The following is a 24,221-nucleotide window of genomic DNA, read 5'->3' on the forward strand; positions in this document are numbered from 1 at the left end:
TCCTCCAGAAAGGGCCGGAAACCCCCGCGACACGGGTGTTTCCGGCCCTTTCTTTGGTTCTGTGGCTGGAAGCCGGGACCAAATGGGAAGGAACGCAGGCTCAGCGTTGCCTTGCGGCCCATTGACGCAGGCGGGTCGGCACATCCGGAACGTCCTCAATCCGGACTGAGTGACGCCGGAGGGCAACGAACCAGCAGACGAGGATGGCCACGGCACAGAAAACACCTGCACTGGACGCCATAATCCATAAACCAGGCGTCTGGACATTCAAGTCAGGCGAACCCAGGGCGGTGCCGATGGTCTTGGGCGAGAAAAAGAACACCAGTGTTGAAACAGCCAGCACGGCACTCATCACTACCCGTTGGGCCTGGTAACGGGCCGGTGTTTCCTTGATGGTCCAGGCGAACGCCGGCAGGATGACGGCCATCCAGACCCAGTGGTGGGACCACGAAACCGGGCTGATGAGCAGCATGGCAAGTGCCGTCGTCGAAAGGGCAATAACGCGTGCACCTTGGTCACTGGCCGCCTTGACGAGCAAAGCCGCCAGGATCACGGTGGCCACGCTCAAGACGATCCAGGGCAGGGTTACGGCGTCGTGCGGGACGCCGAAGTGCAGGAGGGCGCCCTTGATGGAGAGGTTGTCCACGTAGCCGGCGCCGCCGATTCTGGACGTATCGGGGAGGATTTCCAACCAGAATTGCAAGGACTCCGCAGGCCTCAACAACCAGCCAAGCAGCACCGTGCCGGCAAAGCCGATGGACATGTTCGCCAGCCCACGCCAGTCCTTGCGCACCAGGAAGTACAGGCCAAACACCAAAGGCGTCAGCTTGATGCCGGCCGCAACACCCACCAGGAAGCCTGCGCCCCGGAAGCCCCGCCGCTTGGACAGACCGCCCAGGAGGTCGATGACCATCAGGCCCATGAGGATGATGTTGATCTGCCCGAACGCCAGCGTTTCGCGCCACGGCCCCAAGAACAGGACTCCGAGGAACAACGCGGCGGCTATCCAGCAGTTCTTCTTGGACGACAGCGCACTCCGAAGATCTGGCTTCGATGACCAGTACCGGACGATGGTGACAGACACCCAGGCCGCCACGGCGACGCCTGCAACGTTGAACAACATAAGCGCCGATGATTGTGGCAATCGGGCCAACACACCAAACACGAGGGCCGCGAACGGCGGGTACGTAAAGGGGAGCTGCGGGCCGCCGGCTGAAGCGACAGTGGGGCCGTACAGGTCCGACGGCGACGTCCCGGACTGGTTCAGGATGCTTCCGCCGAACCAGTAGACGCTGAAGTCCAGGCCTTGCTTGGCCCAGTCGGCGAGCATCATCCATACCGGAACCGCCACCACGGCCAGCGGCAGCAGGCGAAGGAGCACCGAGGGTGGTTGTACCGGTGTACGCGGTGGTGCAGCCGCCGCCTCGGCCCTTAAATCGACGTCAGGCAGTGCCATGCAAAATCCCCCAAGTTAACCAAATCGCAGAGGGGGACGTGTGCGACCCCCGCCTCCATACTACTGAAGGGGATTCCCCGGCCGGCGGGCTGCATGGTCCCGGCCGGCGGGCCAGCCGCCTAGGATGCTGGAATGAGCGATTCAACGACGAACACCTCCGACGTCCTGGCCCTCGACTCCCTGCTGACGGTGGAGGAGCTGGCTCTCCGCGACAAAGTCCGTGATTTCACGGCCCAACGGATCCGTCCCGCCATCGCACGCTGGTATGAGGACGCTCATTTCCCGAGGGAGATCGCCCCCGAGCTGGGCGAGCTCGGGGTTCTGGGGATGCATCTTGAGGGGTACGGCTGTCCCGGCAGGTCCGCCGTCGAGTATGGTTTGGCAGCCATGGAATTGGAGGCCGGAGACTCCGGGATCCGCACGTTCGTCTCGGTGCAGGGTTCCCTCGCCATGACGGCGATCCACCGCTGGGGCTCCGAGGCGCAGAAGGAGCAGTGGCTTCCGCGGATGGCGGCCGGCGAGTTGATCGGATGCTTCGCGCTAACGGAACCCAGCGCGGGTTCGGATCCATCATCCATGACCACGTTCGCCCGTGAAACTGCTGATGGCTGGGTCCTGGATGGCGCCAAACGCTGGATCGGGCTCGCGTCCATTGCGGATGTCATGGTGGTGTGGGCCAACACGGAGGATGGAATCCGGGGCTTCCTTGTACCCGCCGGAACAGCCGGGGTAACGGCGACGCCGATCGAGCCGAAGCTCTCCATGCGTGCCTCAGTTCAGTGCGATGTAACGTTCGACGACGTGCGGCTGGGTCCTGAGGCCATCCTCCCGGGCGCCGCTGGACTTCGCGGACCGTTCACGTGCCTGAACGAGGCGCGTTACGGCATCGTATGGGGGGCCATGGGGGCTGCCCGCGACTCGTACGAAGCTGCCCTGGAGTACGCGGGCACCAGGCTCCAATTCGGCCACCCCTTGGCCGGTTACCAATTGACCCAGGAGAAACTGGTGAACATGCTGGTGGAGATCCAGAAGGGCACCATGCTTGCCCTTCACCTGGGCCGTTTGAAGGACGCCGGCCATCTTAGGCCCCAGCAGATTTCCTTGGGCAAGCTAAACAACGTCCGCGAGGCCATCAAGATCGCCCGGGAAGCCCGCACCATCCTGGGCGGGAACGGCGTCACCCTGGACTATTCACCCCTGCGGCATGCCAACAACCTTGAATCCGTGCGGACCTACGAGGGCACGGACGAGGTCCACACGCTGATCCTGGGCCAGCACATCACGGGCATCGGGGCCTTCCGCGGCTAACTCACCCAAGTAAGTCGCAGTTGGGTCAGGGCTCGGGGAGGACCACCAGCGTGAAATAGCCGCGCAGGCCCTTCACCACGTCCACCTCGTCGGGGGCCAGCAGCCATTGCGTCTGCAGCCCGTCCCACAGGGCAACCAAGGACATGGCAGCCAATTCAGGGTCCACGCCGGGCCTGAGCTTGCCTTCGGCTGCCAGCTCGGCGAAGCGCAGCGCGTAGCTCTTACGCAGCCGTTCGAAGCGTTCGGTGAAGTACACCCGCCCGGGGTGCGAGTCGGTGACGGATTCCGCACACAGAACGATGTACAGCTCAACCACGCCCGGAATGTTCTCGTTGAAGAGCGCCGTCCGGATGACCGAGTCAACCAGGCCTTCTTCCATGTCGTCCGGAAAGGCGTCGCCGGTGATCTCGTCGCGCCGCTCCAGGACTGCCATCAGGAGATCCCGCTTGGATGGGAAATAGTGCAGCAGGCTGGTTTGGCTCATCCCCACCCGGTCAGCAACATCCTGCAGCGATCCGCCACGGTACCCGTGGGCAGCAAACACCTCGTGGGCAGCATCCAGGATGGTCCGGCGGCGTTCCTCGGATTTCGCGTAGGGGCCCCGCCTCGCTGCGCGGCCCACGTCCTTTGTGGTCATGGCTAGCCAGTGTACATGCGCGTTACAGCCTTCATATGAAATTCGAGTGGCTACTCGAATTTTCTGTTACCGTGGTCACACTTGCCTCGGCGGGACCCACAAATCCCAGAGCGCGGCATCGTCAACCTGACACGAAGAGGTGAAGGCTTATGACCCGATTCACGCGAAGACAACTCCTGGGCGCTGGCCTGGGAACAGCAGCCATGGGCTTGCTGACCGGGTGCGCAACTCCAGGAATGCAGTCCGTTAACGCTGCCCCCACCATTCCCGCCGCAGGAGAGCCCGTGCGGCTGACCTACTGGGCTTGGCTCAAGGACTTCCAAAACGTTGCAGACGTCTGGAATGCTGCCCACCCCACCATCCAAGTGGACGTGGTGTGGATTCCGGGCGGCAACTCCGGCGGGTATCAAAAGCTCTACTCGGCCTTGGCAGCAGGAGGCGGCCCGGACCTGGCACAGGTCGAATTCCGGTCCATCCCGGAGTTCATGCTGGTGAATGGACTGGTGGACCTGTCGCGCTACGGCGCCAACGACCACGCCCACCTGTACGATCCCACCCTGTGGAAGCAGGTCAGTTACACCGGAGGCGTCTACGGTATCCCCCAGGACGCGGGCCCCATGGGCATGTTCTACCAGCCGGCCATCCTGGACAAAGTGGGGGGCAGCATCCCGAAAACCTGGGACGAATGGGCCGCCCTGGCCGCCGAACTTCGCTCCGTGGACAGCTACCTGGACTGCTTCCCCATCAGCGACGCCTCTCCGTTTGCCTCTTTCGCCGGCCAGGCCGGTGCGCAGTGGCTGCGCCCGGAGGAGGATGGCTGGGTCATCAACATGACCGACGACGCCACGCTGAACACCGCGCGTTTCTTCGACAAAGCGATCGACGACGACCTCGTGACCACAGCGTACGGCTCCTTCTCCCCCGGCTGGTTTGCGGCTGCCGGCCGGGGTGGGATTGCCTCGACCATCACCGGCAGCTGGGGCGATGCCCTGGTTCAGGGTGTCAGCGGTTCCGAAGGAAAGTGGCGCGCCGCAGCGATGCCCACGTGGGGTGACACGGGCTTCGGTTCGAGCTACCTTGGCGGTTCCACGGCCGCAGTCCTTGCCAACAGCAAGCACCCTCAGGAAGCACTCGAGTTCGCGGTGTGGCTGACCACGTCCGCAGAGGGTATCGACGCCCAAATCAAACACAGTGGCATTGGCTGGTCACCCAACCCCGATTTCATTGGCACGGCCCGCCAACAGCCGTCGGCGTTCTTCGGCGGCCAGCGATACAACCAGGAAGTCTTCGTCCCGACCACCGAACAGCAGAACCCGGACTGGTCCTGGTGGCCGGTGACCCAACAGTCCTTCAACATCCTCAGCGACGGTTTCCGCAAGAAGGCCTTCGGGACGTCGCTGGTGGATTCCATCGCCGCTTCGGAGCAGCAAATCATCACCGTTTTCAAGAACAAGGGCCTCACCATCCGGAAGGAAACGGCATGACGACCACCCGCACCGCACCCCCAGTGCGCCGCCCCGCCGCCCCTGGCCGCTCCGTCAAACAGGCCGGCAAGCGGAACGGCGCTGCCGCACGCGCCCCCTGGCTGCTGCTTGCACCCTTCCTTGCCCTCTTTGTCCTCACGTTCCTGCTGCCCATAGTGGTGGCCATCATGTCCAGCTTCACCAAAGTGACCCGCAGCGGACTGTTCGGCGAGGCCGGCGTGAGGAGTGAGTTCGCCGGTTTCAGCAACTACGCCCAGGCCTTGGCCGACGGCAGCTTCGTGGCGTCCATCGGCAGGATGCTGCTGTTCGGCGTCGTCCAGGTGCCCGTCATGATCGTCCTGTGCACGGTGCTGGCGCTCATGCTCGAATCAGCCTCGGCAAAGTGGCCGGGCTTCTTCCGCGCCGCCTACTTCCTGCCCTATGGCGTTCCCGGCGTCATCGCCACCATCCTGTGGTCTTTCCTCTACGTTCCCGGCCTGAGCCCCCTGTTCGACGCCGCGAAGATGGTGGGCCTCACCCCCGATTTCCTTGGCGCCAACAGCGTGCTCTGGTCCATCGCGAACATCGTCACGTGGAGCTACACGGGCTACAACATGTTGATCATCGTGGCGCAGCTCAAAGCCATCCCGGTGGAACTCTATGAAGCAGCCAAGGTAGACGGTGCTTCCACCTGGCGCGTGGCCAGGAGCATCCAACTGCCCCTTATTCGTCCGGCCCTAATGCTCACCACGGTGTTTTCCATCATCGGAACCCTTCAGCTCTTCGCCGAAGCACAGGTCCTTAAGACGGTCGCTCCCGCCATCGACAGCCAATACACGCCCAACCTCAGCGCCTACACCACGGCCTTCGCGTACAACGACTACAACGTCGCCGCAGCCCAGTCGGTCATCATCGCCGTGGCCGCATTCGCCCTTTCCTTCGCCTTCCTCGCACTGACGAACAGGAAGTCCTCATGACCGGCACAGCAACCAAACAACCCACAGCCCCGGTCCGCAGCACACCACCCGCGGGCCCGGACCGATCCGCCGGACGACGACGCTCGTCCACCATCATTGTCACCGCCCTCTTGGTGGTGGTTGCCCTGTACTTCCTGATTCCCGTGTACTGGGTTGTCGTGGCCTCCACCAAGTCCACGGCCGATCTCTTCTCCACCAACGGATTCTGGTTCGCCCCGACATTCTCCCTGTGGGAAAACATGGGCCGTGTGCTCAGCTACGACAACGGCATTTTTGGCCGGTGGTTCCTGAACTCCGCGATCTACGCGGGCGTCGGCGCCCTCCTGGCCACGTACTTTGCCGCAGCCGGAGGCTATGCCTTGGCCAAGTACCAGTTCCGTGGCCGGAACCTGGTGTTCGGCACGATCCTGGGCGGTGTACTGGTTCCCGGCACGGCCACCGCCCTGCCGCTCTTCCTGCTGTTCAGCCAGATGGGCCTTGCGAACACCTACTGGAGCGTCCTGCTGCCATCGCTGGTATCCCCCTTCGGCCTGTTCCTTTGCAGGATCTATGCACAGGCCACCGTGGATAGCTCGCTGATTGAGGCCGCCAGGATCGACGGCGCCGGTGAGCTCCGCATCTTCCACACCATTGGGCTGAAGGTGCTGACGCCGGCACTGGTCACCGTGTTCCTGTTCCAGTTGGTAGGCATTTGGAACAACTACTTCCTGCCCCTGGTCATGCTGTCCGACTCGGAGCTCTACCCCATCACGCTCGGCCTCAACAACTGGCTGAGCCAGGTTGACCGTTTGCCCGAATTCTACGAACTGACCACCGGTGGAGTACTGCTCTCCATCATTCCGCTCAGCATCGCCATGGTTGTCCTGCAGCGCTTCTGGCGTGGCGGGCTGACAGAAGGAGCCGTTAAGTAATGACCCCGTCACCCGACGTCAACTACATCACCGATACCGGACCCGGTACCGGCAAGAGAGTCCCGGCCCGGTCCTGGCTCCACACTGACGCCCCCACGCTGTCCCTCAACGGCCAGTGGCGGTTCCGGCTTCTTCCCGGCGCACCCGGTACGCCGGGTGGACGTGGAGTCCTTCCTCCCGATGAGGACATCGAAGCCATTGCCGATGAAGCGTTGGACGACTCCAGCTGGGACACCATCCCGGTTCCGGCCCACTGGGTCTTGGAGGGTGAGGGCCGCTACGGGCGCCCCATCTACACCAACGTCCAGTTCCCCTTCCCTGCCAATGCGCCGCACGTCCCGGATGAGAACCCTACGGGCGACTACCGCCGTACATTCGAACTCCCGGCACACTGGAACGACGCCGGGAGGACAGTGCTGAGGTTCGACGGCGTCGAGTCCCGCTACAAGGTCTGGCTCAACGGGGTCGAAATCGGCGTTGGCACGGGCAGCCGGCTGGCGCAGGAATTTGATGTGACCGAGGCACTCCGCCCGGGACGCAACGTGATTGCTGTCCGAGTCCATCAATGGTCGGCCTCGAGTTATGTGGAGGACCAGGACCAGTGGTGGATGCCCGGCATCTTCCGCGACGTGACGCTCCAGGCCCGCCCGAAGAAGGGCATCGACGACGTCTGGTTGCGGACGTCCTACACCGCCGGCTCAGGCGTTATTGACCCGGAAATCACCGCGGACAACGCCGCCTACCCGGTTCGGCTGTCAGTTCCGGAACTGGACATCGACGTCGTCTGGGACTCCCCTGCCGACGTCGGCCCGGTGGCGATCACCGACGTCGAACCCTGGTCCGCGGAGGTTCCGCGCCTCTACAACGCCACCGTGGCAAGCGAAGGCGAGACCATATCGCTGCGCCTGGGTTTCCGCACCGTGGAGATCAAGGGTGACCAGTTCCTGGTGAACGGCCGGCGCGTGGTGTTCCACGGAGTCAACCGGCACGAGACGCACCCGGACCGCGGCAGGGTCTTCGATGAGGACTTCGCCCGGTCCGACCTTGCCCTGATGAAGCAGTTCAACGTCAACGCGATCCGGACCAGCCACTACCCACCACACCCGCGCTTGCTGGACATCGCGGATGAGATGGGTTTCTGGGTGATCCTCGAATGCGATCTGGAGACCCACGGCTTTGAACGGCACGGCTGGGTGGGCAACCCCAGCGACGACCCCGCGTGGCGCGAAGCCTACGTAGACCGGATGGAACGCACGGTGGAGCGGGACAAGAACCACCCCTCAATCGTCATGTGGTCCCTCGGCAACGAATCCGGCACGGGCTCCAACCTGGCGGCAATGTCGGCGTGGACCCATGCCCGGGACAGCGGCCGGCCTGTCCACTACGAAGGCGATTACACCGGCGCTTACACCGACGTCTACTCACGGATGTACTCCTCCGTTCCCGAAACTGAAGCGATTGGCCGCGACAATTCCGGCTCGCTCCTGCTGGGTTGCTCCGCGGCGGAGTCCGCCCGGCAGCGGAGCAAGCCGTTCATCCTGTGCGAATACGTGCACGCGATGGGCAACGGTCCGGGCGCGATCGACCAGTATGAGGATCTGGTGGACCGTTTCCCCCGCCTGCATGGCGGCTTCGTCTGGGAATGGCGGGATCACGGCATCCGCACCACGACGGCCGAGGGCACGGAGTTTTTCGCCTACGGTGGCGATTTCGGCGAGGTTGTGCACGACGCCAACTTTGTGATGGACGGCATGGTGCTCTCCGACTCAACGCCCAGCCCTGGCCTCTTCGAGTACAAGCAGATCGTCTCTCCCCTGCGCTTGGGCTTCTCCACGGAAGCGTCCGACGGCGGCACGCGCCGTTACGTCTCCGTCGCCAATTTGCGGCACACGGCGGACGCGTCCGACGTCGTCCTGCGCTGGCGTACCGAAGTGGACGGTGTACTTGTTGATTCCGGAGAGCTCGACGTCGTCACTTCAGCGGGCGGGCCACTCGCCGCCGGCGACACCGCACTGATCGGGCTGCCGGAGTTCACCACCCTTGAGGCCGGAGCCGGCGAGCACTGGCTGACGGCGGAGGTTGTCCTCCGCAAGGACACCTCGTGGGCTGAAGCCGGCCATGTGATCTCTGTGGCGCAGCTCGAACTGACCGAAGCCCGTCCGCGTCTCAGCGCCCCGCGCCCTGCAGCATCCTCCCAACGTGCGGCTGACGTTGCCAAGGGAACACTTTCGTTGGGTCCTGCCACCTTTGCCGACGGCCGCTTGGTCTCCCTTGCCGGATTGCCGGTCTCCGGACCGCGGCTGGAGTTATGGCGCGCACCTACGGACAACGACGCCGGTGCGGGCCGTGGCAGCTACGACCACGCCGATCCGTGGCTCAACAACGGCAACGGCACCCCTGCCCCGTCCATGGAAGAGGTGTGGCGGGCTGCAGGCCTGGACCGGCTCACAGCCCGCGTGGAAAAAATTTCTGCCGCCGAATCCGGGGTTGTGGTCCAAACCCGCTACGCCGCTGCAAATGCTGCCCAATGGGTGTCCGTAGAGGAAAACTGGCAGCTCTCCGGTGGCGAACTGTTCCTGCGTGTGGACATCGTCCCAAGCACTGGCTGGGACATCATCTGGCCAAGGATAGGAGTCCGATTCGACCTGCCCGGGTCCGTGGACCAAGCGTCGTGGTTCGGCGCCGGACCACGAGAATCCTACCCGGACAGCATGCACGCCACGCTGGTGGGACGGTACGGAGCAGGCATCGATGACCTCACGGTGCCGTACGCCAAGCCCCAGGAATCGGGACATCGCAGTGCTATACGCTCGCTTGACCTGCAGCAGGCCGGGCAACCCTGGCTGACGCTCGATGCCGCCCCGGACTCCCGTGGCCGCCTGCCCGGGTTTACTCTCTCCCGGCACACAGCGCAGGAGATCTCAGCAGCTGGTCATCCGCACGAGTTGCCGGCAAGCAAGGGCAGCTTCCTCTACCTCGATGCTGCCCAGCACGGCCTCGGATCCAGGGCGTGCGGGCCGGACGTTTGGCCGGAGTACGCGTTGCGCCCCGAAGCGCGGACGCTGACGTTCCGGATCACTGACGCAGGCAAGCCGAGCTAGACGGAGCGTTGTGGGGCCCGCTCTGCGTCCTTCCCGGTGGGGATGGCACGCAGAGCGGGCCCCACAACCTTCAGGAACCGCAGCGTCAGGCAACCTGCACGGGCTCTTTCTTCACGGCGTCCTTCCGGATGGTGGCACTGATGACCGCAGCCACGGTGCACATGGCAGCCGCACCCAGCCATGCATAGTTGTAATGACCTGTGGCGTCCCGGATGAATCCTGCCAGCAGTGCTGCCACTGCGGCTCCGAGCTGGTGGGCAGCAAACACCCAGCCGAAGACCACGGAGCCGTCGGCGCCGAAAACCGAGCGGCAGATGGCTGCGGTGGGAGGCACGGTGGCAACCCAGTCGAGCCCGTAGACCACCACGAAAATGATCATGCTCGGCTCCACGGTCGAGCCCAGCAGCAAAGGCAGCACCAGCAACCCGATTCCCCGGAATTGGTAATACACCGCCAGCAGCACCTTGGGGTTGAACCGGTCGGTCAGCCAGCCGGAAGCAATGGTCCCCACAATGTCAAAAATCCCGACGACGGCCAACAAGCCAGCCGCTGTGGTCTCGGGCATGCCGTGATCGTGGGCCGACGGAATGAAGTGCGTGCCGATCAGTCCATTGGTGGTTGCTCCGCAGATCGCGAAGCCCGCCGCCAAGGCCCAAAAGGTGCGGACTTTGCTGGCCCGTTTGAGGACCTGCAAGGCACGGACAGCCGCGTTCGCGGAATCCTTCGTCGCCGTCGTAGTTGCTCCGGCGTCGGCTGTTTGAGGGTCAGCTTCGTGCGCACGAGGCTCCCGCGTCACGGGTTCCTCGGCGCCGTACGGCAGGACCCCGACGTCGGCGGGTGAGTTCCGCAACCAGCGCAGCACCAGCGGCACCACGGCGAGCGCACCGGCGGCGATGAGGAGCGAGGCCCCGCGCCACCCCGGGTTCTGGGCGAGGGCGGCGATGAAGGGGAGGAACACCAGCTGCCCGGCGGCACTCCCGGCGGTCAGTATCCCGATCACCAGTCCACGGCTCTTGGCGAACCAGGTGTTGGCGATGGTGGCCGCGAACACGAGGGCCATGGAGCCTGTGCCGAGGCCGATCAGCACACCCCAGGTCAGCAGGATCTGCCAGGACTGGTTCACGAACACGGTGAGGGCCGACCCCAAACCGATGAGGCACAGCGCCAGCGAGGTTACTTTGCGGATGCCGAAGCGTTCCATGAGCGCTGCCGCGAATGGCGCCGTCAGGCCAAACAGGACCAGGTTGATGCTGACGGCCAGCGACAACACTGTGGTTGACCAGCCGAACTCCTCCTGTAACGGAACCATGAGCACGCCGGGTGCCGCACGGAATCCTGCTGCCCCTACCAACGCCAGGAAGGCCACCGCTGCCACGATCCAGGCGGGGTGGATCCGGCGTCGCCTGCCGGTGGGAGCACCCGCTGGTTTGTCCTGGTCTGTCTTTTCGGGCGGGGTCATGCGGGGATCTCCGTTTCAGGGGATGGGGGCAGGCGGGTTTCCGGCGCGACGGCCAGTGGCAGCGGATGCTCGCTGCGCGTCAAGCTGTGCCAGCTGGTGTTGGCGGCAGTCAGCGCGGTGCCGCAGTGAGTGCAGGTATCGGCTGAGGATGTTGACTGACCGCAGTCGGTGTGGACCACCTTCATGTGGGACACCTCGTTGGGTGCGTCCAGGTTCTTCTCGGCCCATATGATGATGGCGTTCAGGACGGGGAGCGCGTCTTCGCCTCTGGCGGTGAGGACGTATTCCTGCCGGGTGCGCGTGCCGTCGTGATAGGGGCGCCGGTCCAGCAGACCCGACTCAACCAGCCAGCCAAGCCGTTTGCTCAGGACGTTGTCCGCAACCTCCAATCGTTGCTTAATGGCTTCGTACCTGCCGTTGCCGAAGAAGATTTCGCGGAGGACCAGGCTTCCCCAAGGGTCGCCAAGGACATCGAGCCCGCGGGCCAGGCTGCACGTGCGGGCGGACCAGTCGGAGCGAAGAGGCATGGGGACAAAGTAGCTGACTTTTCTCAAGAAAGCTACGGTGTGTCGTCCTTCGTGACGCGCAACCAAGTAGTGCACGCCGGAAAGACGAGTATCCGCATCCGGTTCATATCGGCCCGGGAGTTCCTACAATCGAAAGTGTCTGGGGATTCCTGAATATCCGTTCCGGCTTTCACAGCGGATCCACTCCCGCTTGGAGTTCCCATGACTCTGCAGGGCGAACCAGAACCGCACACAACGCCGCCGACGGGCACACTGCTCCGGTTCCACCGGTCAGGGCCGCGCAGTACCCTCAAGGCCTTGGTGCTGGCCGGCGCCATGATTGCAGCCATCGCCATGACGCCGCCGCTCTCCGGTCAAAGCGCTGCTCCGGCAACGCGCCCGGAGTTATCGCGCCCGGGATCCTCCATGGCTCTCGAGGCAGCATCGTTTGAGCGGCAAGTCGCCCCCGCCCTCGTGAGCCCACCGGCGGAACGTGCCACGCCCAAGGAAGCACCTCCTGCCCCGGCGCCTCCACCACCCGCCGCGGCCCCTGCTCCCGTACCCGACCCACCCGCCGCACCCGAGCCACCCGCCGTCGTGATTCCACCAACGGAATATGTCCCACCCGTCAGCGAACCGGTCCCGGCACCAGCCAAGCTGGCCGCCCGGACCATCTACATTGCCGGATCGGGCGGCCAGGAGCTGGTGGACGCGTGCATCGGCCCGGTCCACTACACCCCGACCGATGCCTTCGCGGTGTTCATCACCGAGCACGACTACTGCGGCGGATGGGACCGGTTCTCCGGCATCGGCGTGGGCCAAACGGTCACATTGGCCGGTTATGGAACCTACACGGCGCACGCGCGTGGACAGGTCCCACTGGGCGGGACAACCAGTGACGTCTCAGCAGTTTTCGGCGGCTTTCCCAAGGCTGTGTTGCAGACCTGCATCCCGGGAACCAACCAGATGCTGGTGATCGCCCTCAACTAGGGGCTGGGCGGCTGCCGTGTGATCTGCGCGACACACCCCGCCGGTTTGCCCCTGTTTCACCCGAGGTTCATCCAGGCTGCTTAGGCTTACCCGGTCATCTCTGACCACGAAAGGCACTCCTGAATGTCCTCGAACTCCCCTGAAATGGTTAATCGTTCAACCGAAGCGCAAGGATTCTCCCGCCGCGGCTTCCTCGGCACGGCAGCTGCAGCGACGGCGCTGGCAGCCACGGGATCCCTGCTGCCACCCTCGGTGCAGGCCGCCATGGCCAAGCCGGTCCCGCCGGGAAACCTGCAGTCCATCAAGCACGTGATCGTGTTGATGCAGGAGAACCGCTCCTTTGACCACTACTTCGGCTCGCTGCGCGGCGTCCGTGGCTATGGGGATAAATCCATAGCCCGACTGCGCAGCGGCACGTCGATGTTCGAGCAGCCACGCGCAACCGGCGAAACCGTCCTCCCCTTCTCTTTGCGCAAGGCCGCTGAACTGGCAGGCAGGCCCGGCTCCGACATCCAGTACCTGGGCGACCTCGACCACTCCTTCGCCGGCACCACAACGGCGTGGAACAACGGCTGGTGCGACAAGTGGATTCCGGCCAAGAGTGCCTCCACCATGACGTTCTACGAGCGTGCGGACATCCCGCTGCAGTACGAGCTCGCGGACACCTTCACCATCTGCGACGCCTACCACTGCTCCGTCAACGGCTCCACGAACCCCAACCGCAACTACCTGTGGAGCGGCACAACAGGCACCGAGCCGGGCAGCACCGCGCGTGCGGTGACGAACGCCGCCTACGGTTATGCCCACGGTGGTTACGACTGGACCACGTACCCCGAGCGTCTGGAACAGTCCGGCGTCTCGTGGAAGATCTACCAGGACTGGGACAACTTTACGGACAACGCCGTGGAGTACTTCCAGACCTTCAAGGCGATCGGCCGGAAGATGCTCAGCTCCGTGGAAGGCAACCTGCGCACCACCGAGGAGTTCTACGACAAGCTGGCAGGCAAGTCTGCCGCCGAACAGGACCGCCTTCTCGCCCAGCTGGAGCAGGGCCGCGCAGCTCTTACAGAGGCTGAAAGGTCGCTCTTCGACAAGGCCATGTGGCGCGGGCGTCCCGATACTCTCCTGGAACGCCTCAGTGCAGACATCACCGGAGGAACATTGCCGCAGGTCAGCTGGCTGGTTCCGTCAGCCGCCGATTCCGAACACCCGGGAGCATCCACTCCTGTAGGCAGCGCCAACTTCGTCTACCGACTCCTGGACACCGTGGCCAGCAACCCTGACACGTGGGACAGCACCGCGATCTTCCTGAACTTCGACGAGAACGACGGCTACTTCGACCACGTCCCGCCTCCTGTCCAGCCACGCCCGGCGTCAGGCGAATCCACTGAATGGACCACAGCGAGGCCCATCGGACTTGGCCCCCGCGTGCCCATGACCGTCGTCTCACCCTGGACCGTGGGCGGTTACGTCAGCTCCGAGGTCTTCGATCACACCTCCGTGCTCCGCTTCCTGGAGCGCTGGACGGGTGTGGAGGAGCCGAACATCTCGCCGTGGCGCCGCGAGGTCTGCGGCGACCTGACCGGCGTCTTCAACTTCGCCAGCCCGGGCACGCCGCCCGCCCTTGAGCACCCGGGCGCGGTACCTGCCAAAATCAGCCGCTGGCGCCCGAATCCTCCGACGGTCCAGATAGCGCCCCTCCAGGAAACCGGAACCCGCCCTGCCCGGCCACTTCCTTACCGGCCGAAGGTTTCGGCAGCGGTCCAGTCCGGAAAGGTCACCCTGGCACTGGGCAACAGCGGCTCCCGTTCCACGCACTTCACTGTCTACGGCTATGCAGGCGAGGTCACGGAGCCGAGGCACATCGACGTCCTCGGCACCCAGAACCTCGACCTCCCCGTGGCCGCCGGCACCTTTGATGTCATCGTCACCGGCCCCAACCGCTACCAATACGAACTGAAAGGCACGACGGCGGGCGCGGCGTCCGGCGTCGACGTCGAGTTGGCTGGCCGCCGCGGCAAGAAAGCGGTGGAACTGGAGCTGCGCAACAACGGCACCGCGACCGTGACCTTGGCGCTGGAATCACTGCAGTACACCGAAAACGCCGACACCGTGAAGCTCAAGCCGGGGCACACGAAGAAGATCGGCTGGGAAACACTGGGAGGTTGGTACGACATCCAGGTGACGTCAGCTGACGATGCGACGTTCCGGCGACGCCTGACCGGCCGTGAGGAAGACGGCCAGGAAGGCATTTCGGGCTAGGTCCGGCCAGCGGATCCCGCGCCCGGGCGCCTCACTCGCCGTTGAGCGGTGAGGAAAGCGAACGCGCGCGGGATTCGAGGGCACCCGTCCGGGATGGACGGTACGCCAGGGCCCAATACACAAGCATGGCAATGGCACACACCACGCCCAGGCTGGAAATGATGAGCTGCCATTGTGTCTGCGGGTCCTTGCCCCACTCGGCCGCCCCAGCCCAGACGGCCAGGTTCTTGGGCGTCATGTAGAAAGCGATGGTGGAGCACACCACGATGACCCAGCCCGCCGTGCGCATCCGTCCGCTGCGGGAAGGAACCCGGTGCATCGCAAAAGCCATGCTGGGCAGGGCCACTGCAACCCACACCCAGTGGTGGGACCACGACACCGGGCTGATCAGGAGCATCAGGATGGCTGTGGCCGATACTGCGATGAAATTCTCGTCAGCGTCCAGGGCCCATTTGATGATGAGTCCAGCCAGCACCACCGCGGCCAAGGAGAGGACCAGCCACACCACGTTGGTGATGGATGAATCCGGCATGCCGAAGTGCAGCAGCATCCCCTTCAGGGAGAGGTTGTCCACATACGCCGGTCCACCGATCCGGCCGGTGTCCGGCAGGATCCTGGTCCAGAAGGCAAGCGACGCCTGTGGCAAAACAGCCCAGGCCAGTGCGATCGAGCCGAAGAAGCCCACGGCCATCCAGGCCAGGGCCTTGAAGTCACGGCGCACCAGGAAGTACAGGCCGAAGGCGAGCGGAGTGAGCTTCACTCCCGCGGCCATGCCGATCAGCAGGCCGGCGGGCCAGCGGAGGGCACCGGCCCTGGCCTTGGTGTAGAGCAGGAAATCAACCAGGATCACCCCCATCAGGATGATGTTGATCTGCCCGAAAACGAACGTGTCACGCCACGGTCCCAGGAGGAGGATGGCTCCCGTACCCACCAGGGCCGTGGTCCTGAAGCGGTAGTCTGCGAACGCTGCCCGCCACATCGACAGGCCGAAGTAGTGCCTTGCAAGCCAGGCAGCCACCACGGCGGCACCCACCAGCGCAGCAAGGATGAAGACCATGCTGCCCGCGAAGAAGCCCATGGCTGCCAACCCGGTAAAGAGCAGCGCAGCGAAGGGCGGATACGTGAACGGCAAGCCTTCCCGCACCGCGTAGAGGTCGCCACCCTCGAGGACCTTGCCGCCGCCGTAGTAGTAGACCTCGAAGTCGTTGAGGAACGGTTCGTAGTCCGTATACAGGAACCACACGGCGACCATGAGGGTCAGCGCGCCGGCCACCGTGAAGATCCAGCCGCGTTTGGTGGTGGAAACCACTGGTTGTGAAACCGGGTGTGAAGGAGAAGCCACAGTGTCAGCCGTTACTGATCTTGGCAAAGGCCTGCTCTAGGTCGGCGATCAGGTCCTCGGCTTCCTCGATCCCGCAGGAAAGGCGCAGGAGGTTGACCGGAACCGCCAGTTCGGTGCCCTTCACGGAGGCGTGGGTCATCTCCGACGGATAGTTCATCAGGGACTCGATGCCACCCAGGGATTCCGCCAGCGTGAACACCGAGGTGGATTCGGCGACGGTGCGTGCCGCTGCCTCGCCACCCTTGAACTGAACGGAGACCATGCCGCCGAACTTCTTCATCTGCTTCGCTGCAAGCTCGTGTCCGGGGTGGTCAGGGAGGCCGGGGTAGAGCACCGCTTCCACCTCGGGACGCTGCAGCAGCCACTCAGCCACTGCCTGTCCGTTGTCACTGTGACGGTCCATGCGAACGCCCAGTGTCTTCAGTCCGCGGGTTGTGAGGAAAGCATCCATGGGACCGGAAACCGCACCGACCGCGAACTGGATGAAGCCGATCTTCTCTGCCAACTCATCGTCCTTGACCACAATCGCGCCACCCACGACGTCGGAGTGGCCGCCGATGTACTTGGTGGTGGAGTGGACCACCACGTCAGCACCCAGGGCAAGCGGGGTCTGCAAGTAGGGAGACGCGAAGGTGTTGTCCACCACCAGGAGGGCACCGGCGTCGTGCGCTACGGCGGCGAGGGCTTCAATGTCGGTGATCTTCATCATCGGGTTGGATGGCGTCTCCACCCAGACAATCCTGGTGTTGTTAGCGGCGACAGCTGCTGCCACGGCGTCGAGGTCCGACATGTCCACGGGGGTGTTGCCGATGCCCCAGTCGCCCAAGACGCGGTTGATCAGGCGGTAGGTGCCGCCGTAAGCGTCGTTGCCCAGGACGATGTGGTCACCGGGGCGGGCGATCGCACGGATCAATGAGTCCTCGGCAGCGAGGCCCGAGCCGAAGGAAAACGCTGCGGTACCCCCTTCGAGGGCGGCCAACTGCTCCTGGAGGGCGTCGCGGGTCGGGTTGCCGCCGCGTCCGTACTCGTACCCGGACCGCAGGTTGCCGATGCCGTCCTGGGCATAGGTGGAGCTGAAGTGCAGCGGCGGCACCACAGCACCGGTCAGGGGTTCGAAGGCCTGTCCGGCGTGGACGGCGCGGGTGTTGAACCCGGCGTTGTTGGTGGCAGACATGGAAGCTCCTCTTGGGTCGTTGGACGATTGGATAGGCGCCGGGGTTGGACCGGCGCCGGCGCCTAGTTGCTCAGGTACGCCAGAAGGTCGTGGCGCGTCAGGATACCTACCGGGGCGCCTGCGAAGGTCACCATGACGGTATCGACGTCGGACAGCAGCTCACGCGCGGCTGAAATGGTCTCCAGTGAGCCGATAACGGGCAGCCGTTCCCCCATGTGTTCGGAGATCTTGTCCGACAGCTTCGCTTCGCCACGGAACAGTTTGCTGGTGAGGCTTCGCTCGTCCACAGCTCCCACGACCTCGCCCATGACTACGGGTGGTTCCTGTGAGAGGACCGGGATGTGGGAGACACCGAATTCGTTCATGATGTTGATGACATCGCGGACGGTCTCGTTGGGGTGGATGTGGACCAGGTCCGGCATTTCGCCCGTCTTGGACTTGAGGACCTCCCCCACGGAGGACTCTTCGCCGCCGGAGAGGAAGCCGTAAGAGCGCATCCACTGGTCGTTGAAGATCTTGGCCAGATAGCCGCGGCCGGAATCCGGGAGGATGACCACCACGACAGCTGACTCATCCAGGTCCTTGGCAGCCTGCAGTGCAGCCACCACGGCCATACCGGACGAGCCGCCCACCAGGAGGCCCTCTTCGCGGGCAAGGCGGCGGGTCATGGAGAAAGAGTCGGCATCGGAGACTGCAAGGACGGCATCCGGAACGGAGGGATCGTAGTTTCCGGGCCACATGTCCTCGCCTACGCCCTCCACGAAGTAGGGCCGGCCGGTGCCGCCTGAGTACACCGAACCTTCCGGGTCCGCGCCGATGATCTTGACCTGGCCGCCGTCGGACTCTGCACGGTCCGCGGAGACTTCCTTGAGGAAGCGGCCTGTGCCGGTGATGGTGCCGCCTGTTCCGGCGCCGATGACCACGTGCGTGACCCGGCCGTCGGTGTCCTGCCAGATTTCCGGGCCAGTGGACTCGTAATGGCTGCCGGGGGCGGCGGGGTTGGAGAACTGGTCCGGCTTGAAGGCGCCAGGGATCTCGCTGACGAGGCGGTCGGAAACGCCGTAATAGCTTTGCGGGCTGTCAGGGGCCACGGACGTGGGCGTGACAACTACTTCGGCGCCGTACGCCTGCAGGACGGCACGCTTGTCCTCACCCACCTTGTCCGGCACAACGAAGATGCACTTGTAGCCCTTTTGCTGGGCTACCAGTGCCAATCCCACCCCGGTGTTGCCCGACGTCGGCTCTACGATGGTTCCGCCCGGTTGGAGCCGGCCGTCTTTTTCCGCATCCTCGATCATCTTCACGGCGATCCGGTCTTTGATGGATCCGCCGGGATTAACGTATTCGAGCTTCACCAGGACGGTGGCTTTGATGCCCTCGGTGACGTGGTTGAGCTTGATGAGCGGGGTATTGCCGATGAGGTCCAACACGGACTGGGCGTACTTCATAGGTACAAAGTTACCGCCTGCCAGGTGCCGGGCTTGCTTCGGCCCCCTGGCTACGTGCCGGCGGAGGTGTCGGTCTGCCACACACCCAGGACGTTGCCCTCAGTGTCCTTGAAGTAGGCATACCAGCCCATGGTGGGGACGGCGTCCTTGGCCTGGACCACGCTGCCACCAGCAGACTCCACCTGAGCCAGCGCTGCATCAATGTTGTCCACGTCGATGGTGAGCACAGGTGTCTTCAGTGCGTCCGTCCGCGGGAACAGTGCCCCGTTGATGGCTCCGGGCTCCTTCGGCGTACCGGTCTGTTCGTCGGAGGGTGCCGTGATGGCTATGGTGTAGTCCATCCCTTGCATAGGGCTGAGGTTCCAGCCGAAGGCGCTTTCATAGAAGGTGTTGGCACGGTCTTTGTCGTCCGTGGGAATCTCGAAATGCACTATTGCGGCCACGATTCGCGCTCCTTGTACCTGGGATGTGGCGCGGCCCACCCACGCCACATCAGGGAGTCTAGACCCGGGCGGCCGCCGTCGTAAGGGGTCCAGCCAGATGATTGTCAGCCGGACGTGGGACCATGAAAACATGACCATCGCAGACGCCCCGCCCGTTGTTGCGGCCGCGGCAGACGCAGCCGTGAGGTGGCATCCGGGCGGTGCCTTCCGCTTGGACCAGACCATGTTTCCGCTGATGCGCGGCAACGCTGATCCGTCATTCGCCGCCCACGCCAACGGTTTCTGGATGGCCTTCACCGCAGCGTCTGGCCCGGTCACTATGAGGCTATCCGCAGGCGGGGTGGGCCCTGACACGTTTGTGGACGCCCAGGCCTGGGGACCCGGTGCCCGGGACGCCATTGCTGGAGTGCCGCGCTTGCTGGGCGCCCATGATGATTGGTCGGCCTTCGACGAGCCCGCTTTCCATGCCACGCTCCCACGGCTTGTCACAGAAGCACGACGCCGGAACCTGGCTCTGCGGCTGCCCTCCACCGGGCGCGTGGTTGACTCCCTGGTGCCCACCATTTTGGAGCAAAAGGTCACCACCTTGGAGGCACGTCGCGGGTACCGGTACTTGATGTATCGCTACGGAACATCTGCCCCGGGCAGGGCCCCCGCAGGTCTGCTGGTTCCTCCCACCGCCGGGGAATGGCTGGCCATCCCGTCGTGGGAGTGGCACAAAGCCGGGGTTGGACCACAGCGCTCGGCGACGGTGATGCGGGCGCTGCAGTCCGCCGCAGCGCTTGAACGGCTGGCAGGCCTGGACTCAGCGCAGGCGAGCGCCAGGATGCAAACCATCCCTGGGATCGGCATCTGGACCGCATCCGAGGTGGTCCAACGGACGCATGGCTGCCCCGACTCGATTTCCGTGGGGGACTACCACCTGGCCTCGTACGTGGGCTACGCACTGACGGGCCAAAAGACGGATGACGCCGGCATGCTGGAATTGCTCGAACCGTGGCGCGGGCAGAGGCAGCGGCTGGTCAGAATGCTCTATTTAAGTGGCTTCCGCAAACCCACTTTCGGTCCACGGATGACCGTTCAGGATCATCGCCGGCACTGACTTTTCATTGCGGACGGGAGCTGTCCGCAGAGCCGTGGACTGGCCGAAGGCACGGGTATAGCGTGGCGTCTACGAGCCATCACCAGCCCTCCTTGGAGCCACCGTGATCCACACGAAAAAACTCACCAAAACGTTCACCGTGAAAAAGGAAACCGTAGAGGCCGTCAAGGGCGTGGACATTGATGTGGGTCCCGGCGAACTGGTCGCTTTCCTTGGCCCCAACGGAGCCGGTAAATCCACCACGCTGCGCATGCTCACCACCCTGCTGAAGCCCACCTCCGGGTCAGCCACCGTTGCCGGCGTAGACGTCGCCAGGGACCCCGCAGGCGTTCGTGCCCGGATCGGCTACATCGGCCAGGGCAACGGCGGCGGCCACAGCTACCGCGTGATCGACGAACTCATTATGCAGGGCCGCTTCTACGGTATGAACACCACCGATGCCAAGGCCCGCGCCGAAACCCTCATGGCCTCCCTGGACTTGGCCGACCTCGCCAAACGAACAGTCATCAAGCTCTCGGGCGGACAACGCCGCCGCATGGACGTGGCGTTGGGATTGATGCACTCCCCCGGGTTGCTGTTCCTCGATGAGCCGTCCACCGGGATGGACCCACAAAACCGAGCCAATCTGTGGGAGCACATCATGCGGATGCGCGAGGAACACGGGACCACCATCGTGCTCACCACGCATTACATGGACGAGGCCGATTCGATGTCCGAGCGCGTGATCGTGATCGACCACGGCACCATCATCGCGGACGATACCGCATCCCGGCTCAAGGCGAACCTGGCCGGAGACCTGATGGCCGTGGAAGTTGCGGCCGGTTCCGCGTCAGAAGTCCGCGGCCTGTTGGGCCGGGCCGCCGCCGAGGGCGACATCCAGGAAAATGCGTACGACGGCGTGGTCCGTTTCCGTCTTCGGCTGGCCCACGGTTCCCGGCTGGCGCCCGGGTTGTTGAAGGACATGCACGACGCCGGCGCTCCCGCCCAGTCGCTGGAATTGAAACCACCGACGCTGGACGACGTTTTTCTGGAACTGACTGGCCGCAGCCTGCGGGAAGGAGCTGAAGTCTGATGATTGAACAAGCCGTGGCGCCGGGAGTCGCCGTGCAAAAGCGAGGTGCCGGAAGCATTGTGACGGACACCTGGTTCGTGTTCTGGCGGGAGATGCTGCTGCCCCTGCGGGATCCGTTTTCGTTGATTTTTTCCCTTATCCAACCGCTGGTGTTCCTGGGTCTCTTCGGTCCGCTCCTGGGTGCGGCAGTGGGCGCTCCGGCTTTCGGCGGCCAGTCCACCCTCCAGTGGTTCCTGCCGGGCGTGGTGGTGATGATCGCCTTGTTCGGTACATCCATGACCGGGTCCAACCTGCAGTATGAGCTGATGACCGGCTCTTATGAGCGGATCCTGGCCACGCCATTGTCCCGGTCCTCGCTCATGATTGGCCGGGCCCTGAAGGAGTGGGCCCCCTTGGTGGTGCAGGGTTTGCTGATCTCCGTAGTGTGCATCCCGTTCGGCTTCGTGTTCCACCCCATGCACGTCCTGCTGGGGCTGGTGATCCTGGGCATTTTCGGCATCGGACTCGGCGCGTTGTCCTACGCTTTGGCTTTGGTTTCGCAGAACAAGGAATGGATCTTCTGGGGCGTCCAGCAAACCCTGCTCTTCCCGCTCATGATCCTGTCCGGGATCATGTTGCCCATCGAGGCGGGCCCGGGGTGGATGAAGGTGGCCAGCCTGTTCAACCCCTTGACCTACCTCGTCAATGCCGAACGCGAACTCTTCTCCGGGACCATTGGGATGGACACGTTCTGGGGCCTCGTAGCCGCTGTGGCAACTGCCGGCGTCGGACTTGCCGTGGGAATCCGGACCATCAGTCGGAACACCAACTAGGTGTACTTCCGCCCATGGGCGGAAGCGTCAGCGCCTTTTACAGCTGCAGGCGGTTCACTGCTTCCTGCCGCATGTCCACCTTCCGAACTTTGCCGGAAACCGTCATGGGGAAGCTGTCGCGTACATCCACATAGCGGGGAATCTTGTAGTGCGCCAGCTTCCCACGGCAGTACTCGGCCAAGTCCCCGGCAGTCAGGGCCGCAGCCCCGGGTTTGAGGATGATGCACGCCATGAGTTCCTCACCGTATTTGTCATCCGGAACGCCGATCACCTGCACGTCCTGGATGGAGGGATGCAAGTACAGGAATTCCTCGATTTCACGCGGGTAGATGTTCTCGCCACCGCGGATCACCATGTCCTTGATGCGGCCTTCGATCACCACGTACCCCTCTTCATCCATGCGGGCGAGGTCGCCTGTGTGCATCCATCCTTCGGCGTCGATCGCTTCCGCAGTTTTGTCCGGCTGACCCCAATAGCCGCTCATGACCGCATAGCCCCGGGTGCACAGCTCACCGATCACGCCCCGCTCGACCACCTCTGCCGAGCCGGCGTCCACAATGCGGCTCTCCAGGTGCGGCATGGTCCGGCCCACCGTGCTGGTCCGGTGTTCGAGGGTGTCCCCGGCGCGGGTCATGGTGGACACAGGCGAGGTCTCAGTCATGCCGTAGCAAATGGCAACATCCACCATGTGCATCTCGTCGATGACCCTGCGCATCACTTCCATGGGACACAGCGAGCCGGCCATCACGCCGGTCCGCAGCGTCGAGAGATCGTAGGAGCCAAAGTCCTCCAAAGCCAGTTCCGCAATGAACATGGTGGGCACCCCGTACAGGGACGTCCCGCTGAAGTCCTGCACCGCTTCCAACGCCGCCGACGGATTGAATCCGCGGCTGGGGATGATGGTGGCCGCACCAAAGCTGAGGGCATTCAGGTTCCCGATCACCATGCCGAAGCAGTGGTAGAACGGCACCGGAATCACCACGCGGTCGCGTTCGGTGTAGTTCAGGAGCCGGCCGATGGAGTGTCCGTTGTTGAGGATGTTGTGGTGCGTCAGCGTCGCGCCCTTGGGAAAGCCCGTGGTGCCCGAGGTGTACTGCAGGTTGATGGCGTCGTGTGGGTCAAGTTCGGCCATCCGGTCCTGAACCGCGGAAGGCCCGACGCCGTCAGCCCGGGCCAGGAGTTGGGCGTACGTCAGTTCGTGGTTGGCTTCCGGTTCGCCCCCGGCCAACTCCTGCAAAGGGTTTCCCGGGAGGAAGACGATCTCCCGGAGTTCCGGACAGCTTCCGGCCGCATTCCTGGCCATGCCCACATAGTCGCTGTTCTTGTCCGAAGGCGCAGCCACCAGCATCCGCATGCCGTTCTGCTGCACCACGAACTCCAGTTCGTGGCTCCTGTAAGCGGGGTTGACGTTGACCAGCACCGCACCGATCTTGGCCGTTGCGTACTGCAGGATGGTCCACTCGGCGCAGTTGGGGCTCCAGATACCGATCCGTTCGCCCTTGGCCACACCCAGAGCGAGCAGTGCGCGGGCGAGGCGATTGACGTCGTCGTTCAGTTTTTCATAGCTCCAGCGGCGGGCCTCCCCGCCCGGCATCGCGGCCGCTTCAATCAGGGCGTCCCGCAAGGGGTATTGTGCGGCGATGCGCTCAAAATTGGCGCCGATGGTCTCTTCGAGCAGCGGGACGTCAGTGTCTCCGGCAGTGTAGGACAACATGACGGAACGCTACCAAGGGACGGGGCGCAACAGAACCGTAACCA

The 24,221-nt window shown here is 64.1% G+C and carries 19 protein-coding genes; 10 read left to right on the top strand and 9 right to left on the bottom strand.

Annotated elements, in window-relative coordinates:
* Positions 1–100: 100 nt before the first annotated feature.
* Positions 101–1,456, bottom strand: coding sequence for a glycosyltransferase 87 family protein (locus AYX22_RS16150; RefSeq protein ID WP_242703357.1), 1,356 nt, complete (start codon positions 1,454–1,456; stop codon positions 101–103).
* Positions 1,457–1,588: 132 nt separating this feature from the next.
* Between AYX22_RS16150 and AYX22_RS16155 the strand changes: the two genes are divergently transcribed.
* Positions 1,589–2,764 (top strand): acyl-CoA dehydrogenase family protein, encoded by a 1,176-nt coding sequence (locus tag AYX22_RS16155; RefSeq protein ID WP_207594292.1) that lies wholly within the window; start codon positions 1,589–1,591, stop codon positions 2,762–2,764.
* Positions 2,765–2,789: 25 nt separating this feature from the next.
* Here the strand turns inward: AYX22_RS16155 and AYX22_RS16160 are convergent, their stop codons facing one another.
* Positions 2,790–3,401 carry a TetR/AcrR family transcriptional regulator gene (locus AYX22_RS16160; protein WP_207594293.1) on the bottom strand — a complete coding sequence of 204 codons (612 nt, stop codon included), beginning with the start codon at positions 3,399–3,401 and terminating at the stop codon, positions 2,790–2,792.
* Between the two features lie 149 nt (positions 3,402–3,550).
* On the opposite strand from AYX22_RS16160, the gene AYX22_RS16165 reads away from it, so the two are divergent.
* The 4 genes from AYX22_RS16165 to AYX22_RS16180 are packed head-to-tail and all read left to right on the top strand — an operon-like array spanning position 3,551 to position 9,853.
* Positions 3,551–4,885 carry an extracellular solute-binding protein gene (locus AYX22_RS16165; RefSeq protein WP_207594294.1) on the top strand — a complete coding sequence of 445 codons (1,335 nt, stop codon included), beginning with the start codon at positions 3,551–3,553 and terminating at the stop codon, positions 4,883–4,885.
* Positions 4,882–5,841 carry a sugar ABC transporter permease gene (locus tag AYX22_RS16170; protein WP_207594295.1) on the top strand — a complete coding sequence of 320 codons (960 nt, stop codon included), beginning with the start codon at positions 4,882–4,884 and terminating at the stop codon, positions 5,839–5,841. The genes AYX22_RS16165 and AYX22_RS16170 overlap by 4 nt, the downstream gene beginning before the upstream one ends.
* A complete protein-coding gene (locus AYX22_RS16175; RefSeq protein WP_207594296.1) occupies positions 5,838–6,752 on the top strand; it encodes a carbohydrate ABC transporter permease in 915 nt (304 codons plus the stop codon). The genes AYX22_RS16170 and AYX22_RS16175 overlap by 4 nt, the downstream gene beginning before the upstream one ends.
* Positions 6,752–9,853 (top strand): glycoside hydrolase family 2 TIM barrel-domain containing protein, encoded by a 3,102-nt coding sequence (locus tag AYX22_RS16180; RefSeq protein ID WP_207594297.1) that lies wholly within the window; start codon positions 6,752–6,754, stop codon positions 9,851–9,853. The genes AYX22_RS16175 and AYX22_RS16180 overlap by 1 nt, the downstream gene beginning before the upstream one ends.
* Before the next feature lie 85 nt (positions 9,854–9,938).
* Here AYX22_RS16180 and AYX22_RS16185 read toward each other — a convergent pair whose 3' ends face one another.
* Complete coding sequence (locus tag AYX22_RS16185) at positions 9,939–11,312, bottom strand: MFS transporter (RefSeq protein WP_207594298.1); 1,374 nt, start codon at positions 11,310–11,312, stop codon at positions 9,939–9,941.
* Entirely contained in the window at positions 11,309–11,839 is a 531-nt protein-coding gene (locus AYX22_RS16190) for a helix-turn-helix domain-containing protein (protein WP_207594299.1), read from the bottom strand. The genes AYX22_RS16185 and AYX22_RS16190 overlap by 4 nt, the downstream gene beginning before the upstream one ends.
* 201 nt (positions 11,840–12,040) lie before the next feature.
* Between AYX22_RS16190 and AYX22_RS16195 the strand changes: the two genes are divergently transcribed.
* Positions 12,041–12,808 (top strand): peptidoglycan-binding protein, encoded by a 768-nt coding sequence (locus AYX22_RS16195; RefSeq protein ID WP_207594300.1) that lies wholly within the window; start codon positions 12,041–12,043, stop codon positions 12,806–12,808.
* A gap of 123 nt (positions 12,809–12,931) precedes the next feature.
* Positions 12,932–15,070, top strand: a complete 2,139-nt coding sequence (locus AYX22_RS16200; RefSeq protein ID WP_207594301.1) for a phospholipase C, phosphocholine-specific — start codon at positions 12,932–12,934, stop codon at positions 15,068–15,070.
* Positions 15,071–15,101: 31 nt separating this feature from the next.
* Here AYX22_RS16200 and AYX22_RS16205 read toward each other — a convergent pair whose 3' ends face one another.
* From AYX22_RS16205 to AYX22_RS16220, 4 genes are all read right to left on the bottom strand, one after another.
* On the bottom strand, positions 15,102–16,412 hold the full coding sequence (locus AYX22_RS16205) for a glycosyltransferase 87 family protein (RefSeq protein ID WP_242703358.1): 1,311 nt from the start codon (positions 16,410–16,412) through the stop codon (positions 15,102–15,104).
* Positions 16,413–16,416: 4 nt separating this feature from the next.
* A complete protein-coding gene (locus tag AYX22_RS16210; protein WP_207594302.1) occupies positions 16,417–17,586 on the bottom strand; it encodes a cystathionine gamma-synthase in 1,170 nt (389 codons plus the stop codon).
* Between the two features lie 62 nt (positions 17,587–17,648).
* A complete protein-coding gene (locus AYX22_RS16215; RefSeq protein WP_207594303.1) occupies positions 17,649–19,034 on the bottom strand; it encodes a cystathionine beta-synthase in 1,386 nt (461 codons plus the stop codon).
* Positions 19,035–19,084: 50 nt separating this feature from the next.
* Positions 19,085–19,477 (bottom strand): VOC family protein, encoded by a 393-nt coding sequence (locus tag AYX22_RS16220; RefSeq protein WP_207594304.1) that lies wholly within the window; start codon positions 19,475–19,477, stop codon positions 19,085–19,087.
* A 130-nt stretch (positions 19,478–19,607) separates the two neighbouring features.
* Here AYX22_RS16220 and AYX22_RS16225 point away from each other — a divergent pair, with 130 nt between their 5' ends.
* The 3 genes from AYX22_RS16225 (at position 19,608) to AYX22_RS16235 (ending at position 22,463) form a co-directional block, all read left to right on the top strand.
* Positions 19,608–20,579 (top strand): 3-methyladenine DNA glycosylase, encoded by a 972-nt coding sequence (locus AYX22_RS16225; protein WP_207594305.1) that lies wholly within the window; start codon positions 19,608–19,610, stop codon positions 20,577–20,579.
* Between the two features lie 103 nt (positions 20,580–20,682).
* On the top strand, positions 20,683–21,651 hold the full coding sequence (locus tag AYX22_RS16230) for an ATP-binding cassette domain-containing protein (protein WP_207594306.1): 969 nt from the start codon (positions 20,683–20,685) through the stop codon (positions 21,649–21,651).
* Complete coding sequence (locus tag AYX22_RS16235) at positions 21,651–22,463, top strand: ABC transporter permease (protein ID WP_207594307.1); 813 nt, start codon at positions 21,651–21,653, stop codon at positions 22,461–22,463. Before AYX22_RS16230 ends, AYX22_RS16235 begins: the two co-directional genes overlap by 1 nt.
* Before the next feature lie 37 nt (positions 22,464–22,500).
* Here AYX22_RS16235 and AYX22_RS16240 read toward each other — a convergent pair whose 3' ends face one another.
* A complete protein-coding gene (locus AYX22_RS16240) occupies positions 22,501–24,177 on the bottom strand; it encodes an AMP-binding protein (protein ID WP_207594308.1) in 1,677 nt (558 codons plus the stop codon).
* Positions 24,178–24,221 lie beyond the last annotated feature (44 nt).

It is taken from the genome of Arthrobacter sp. D5-1, assembly GCF_017357425.1.
Taxonomy (GTDB): domain Bacteria; phylum Actinomycetota; class Actinomycetes; order Actinomycetales; family Micrococcaceae; genus Arthrobacter.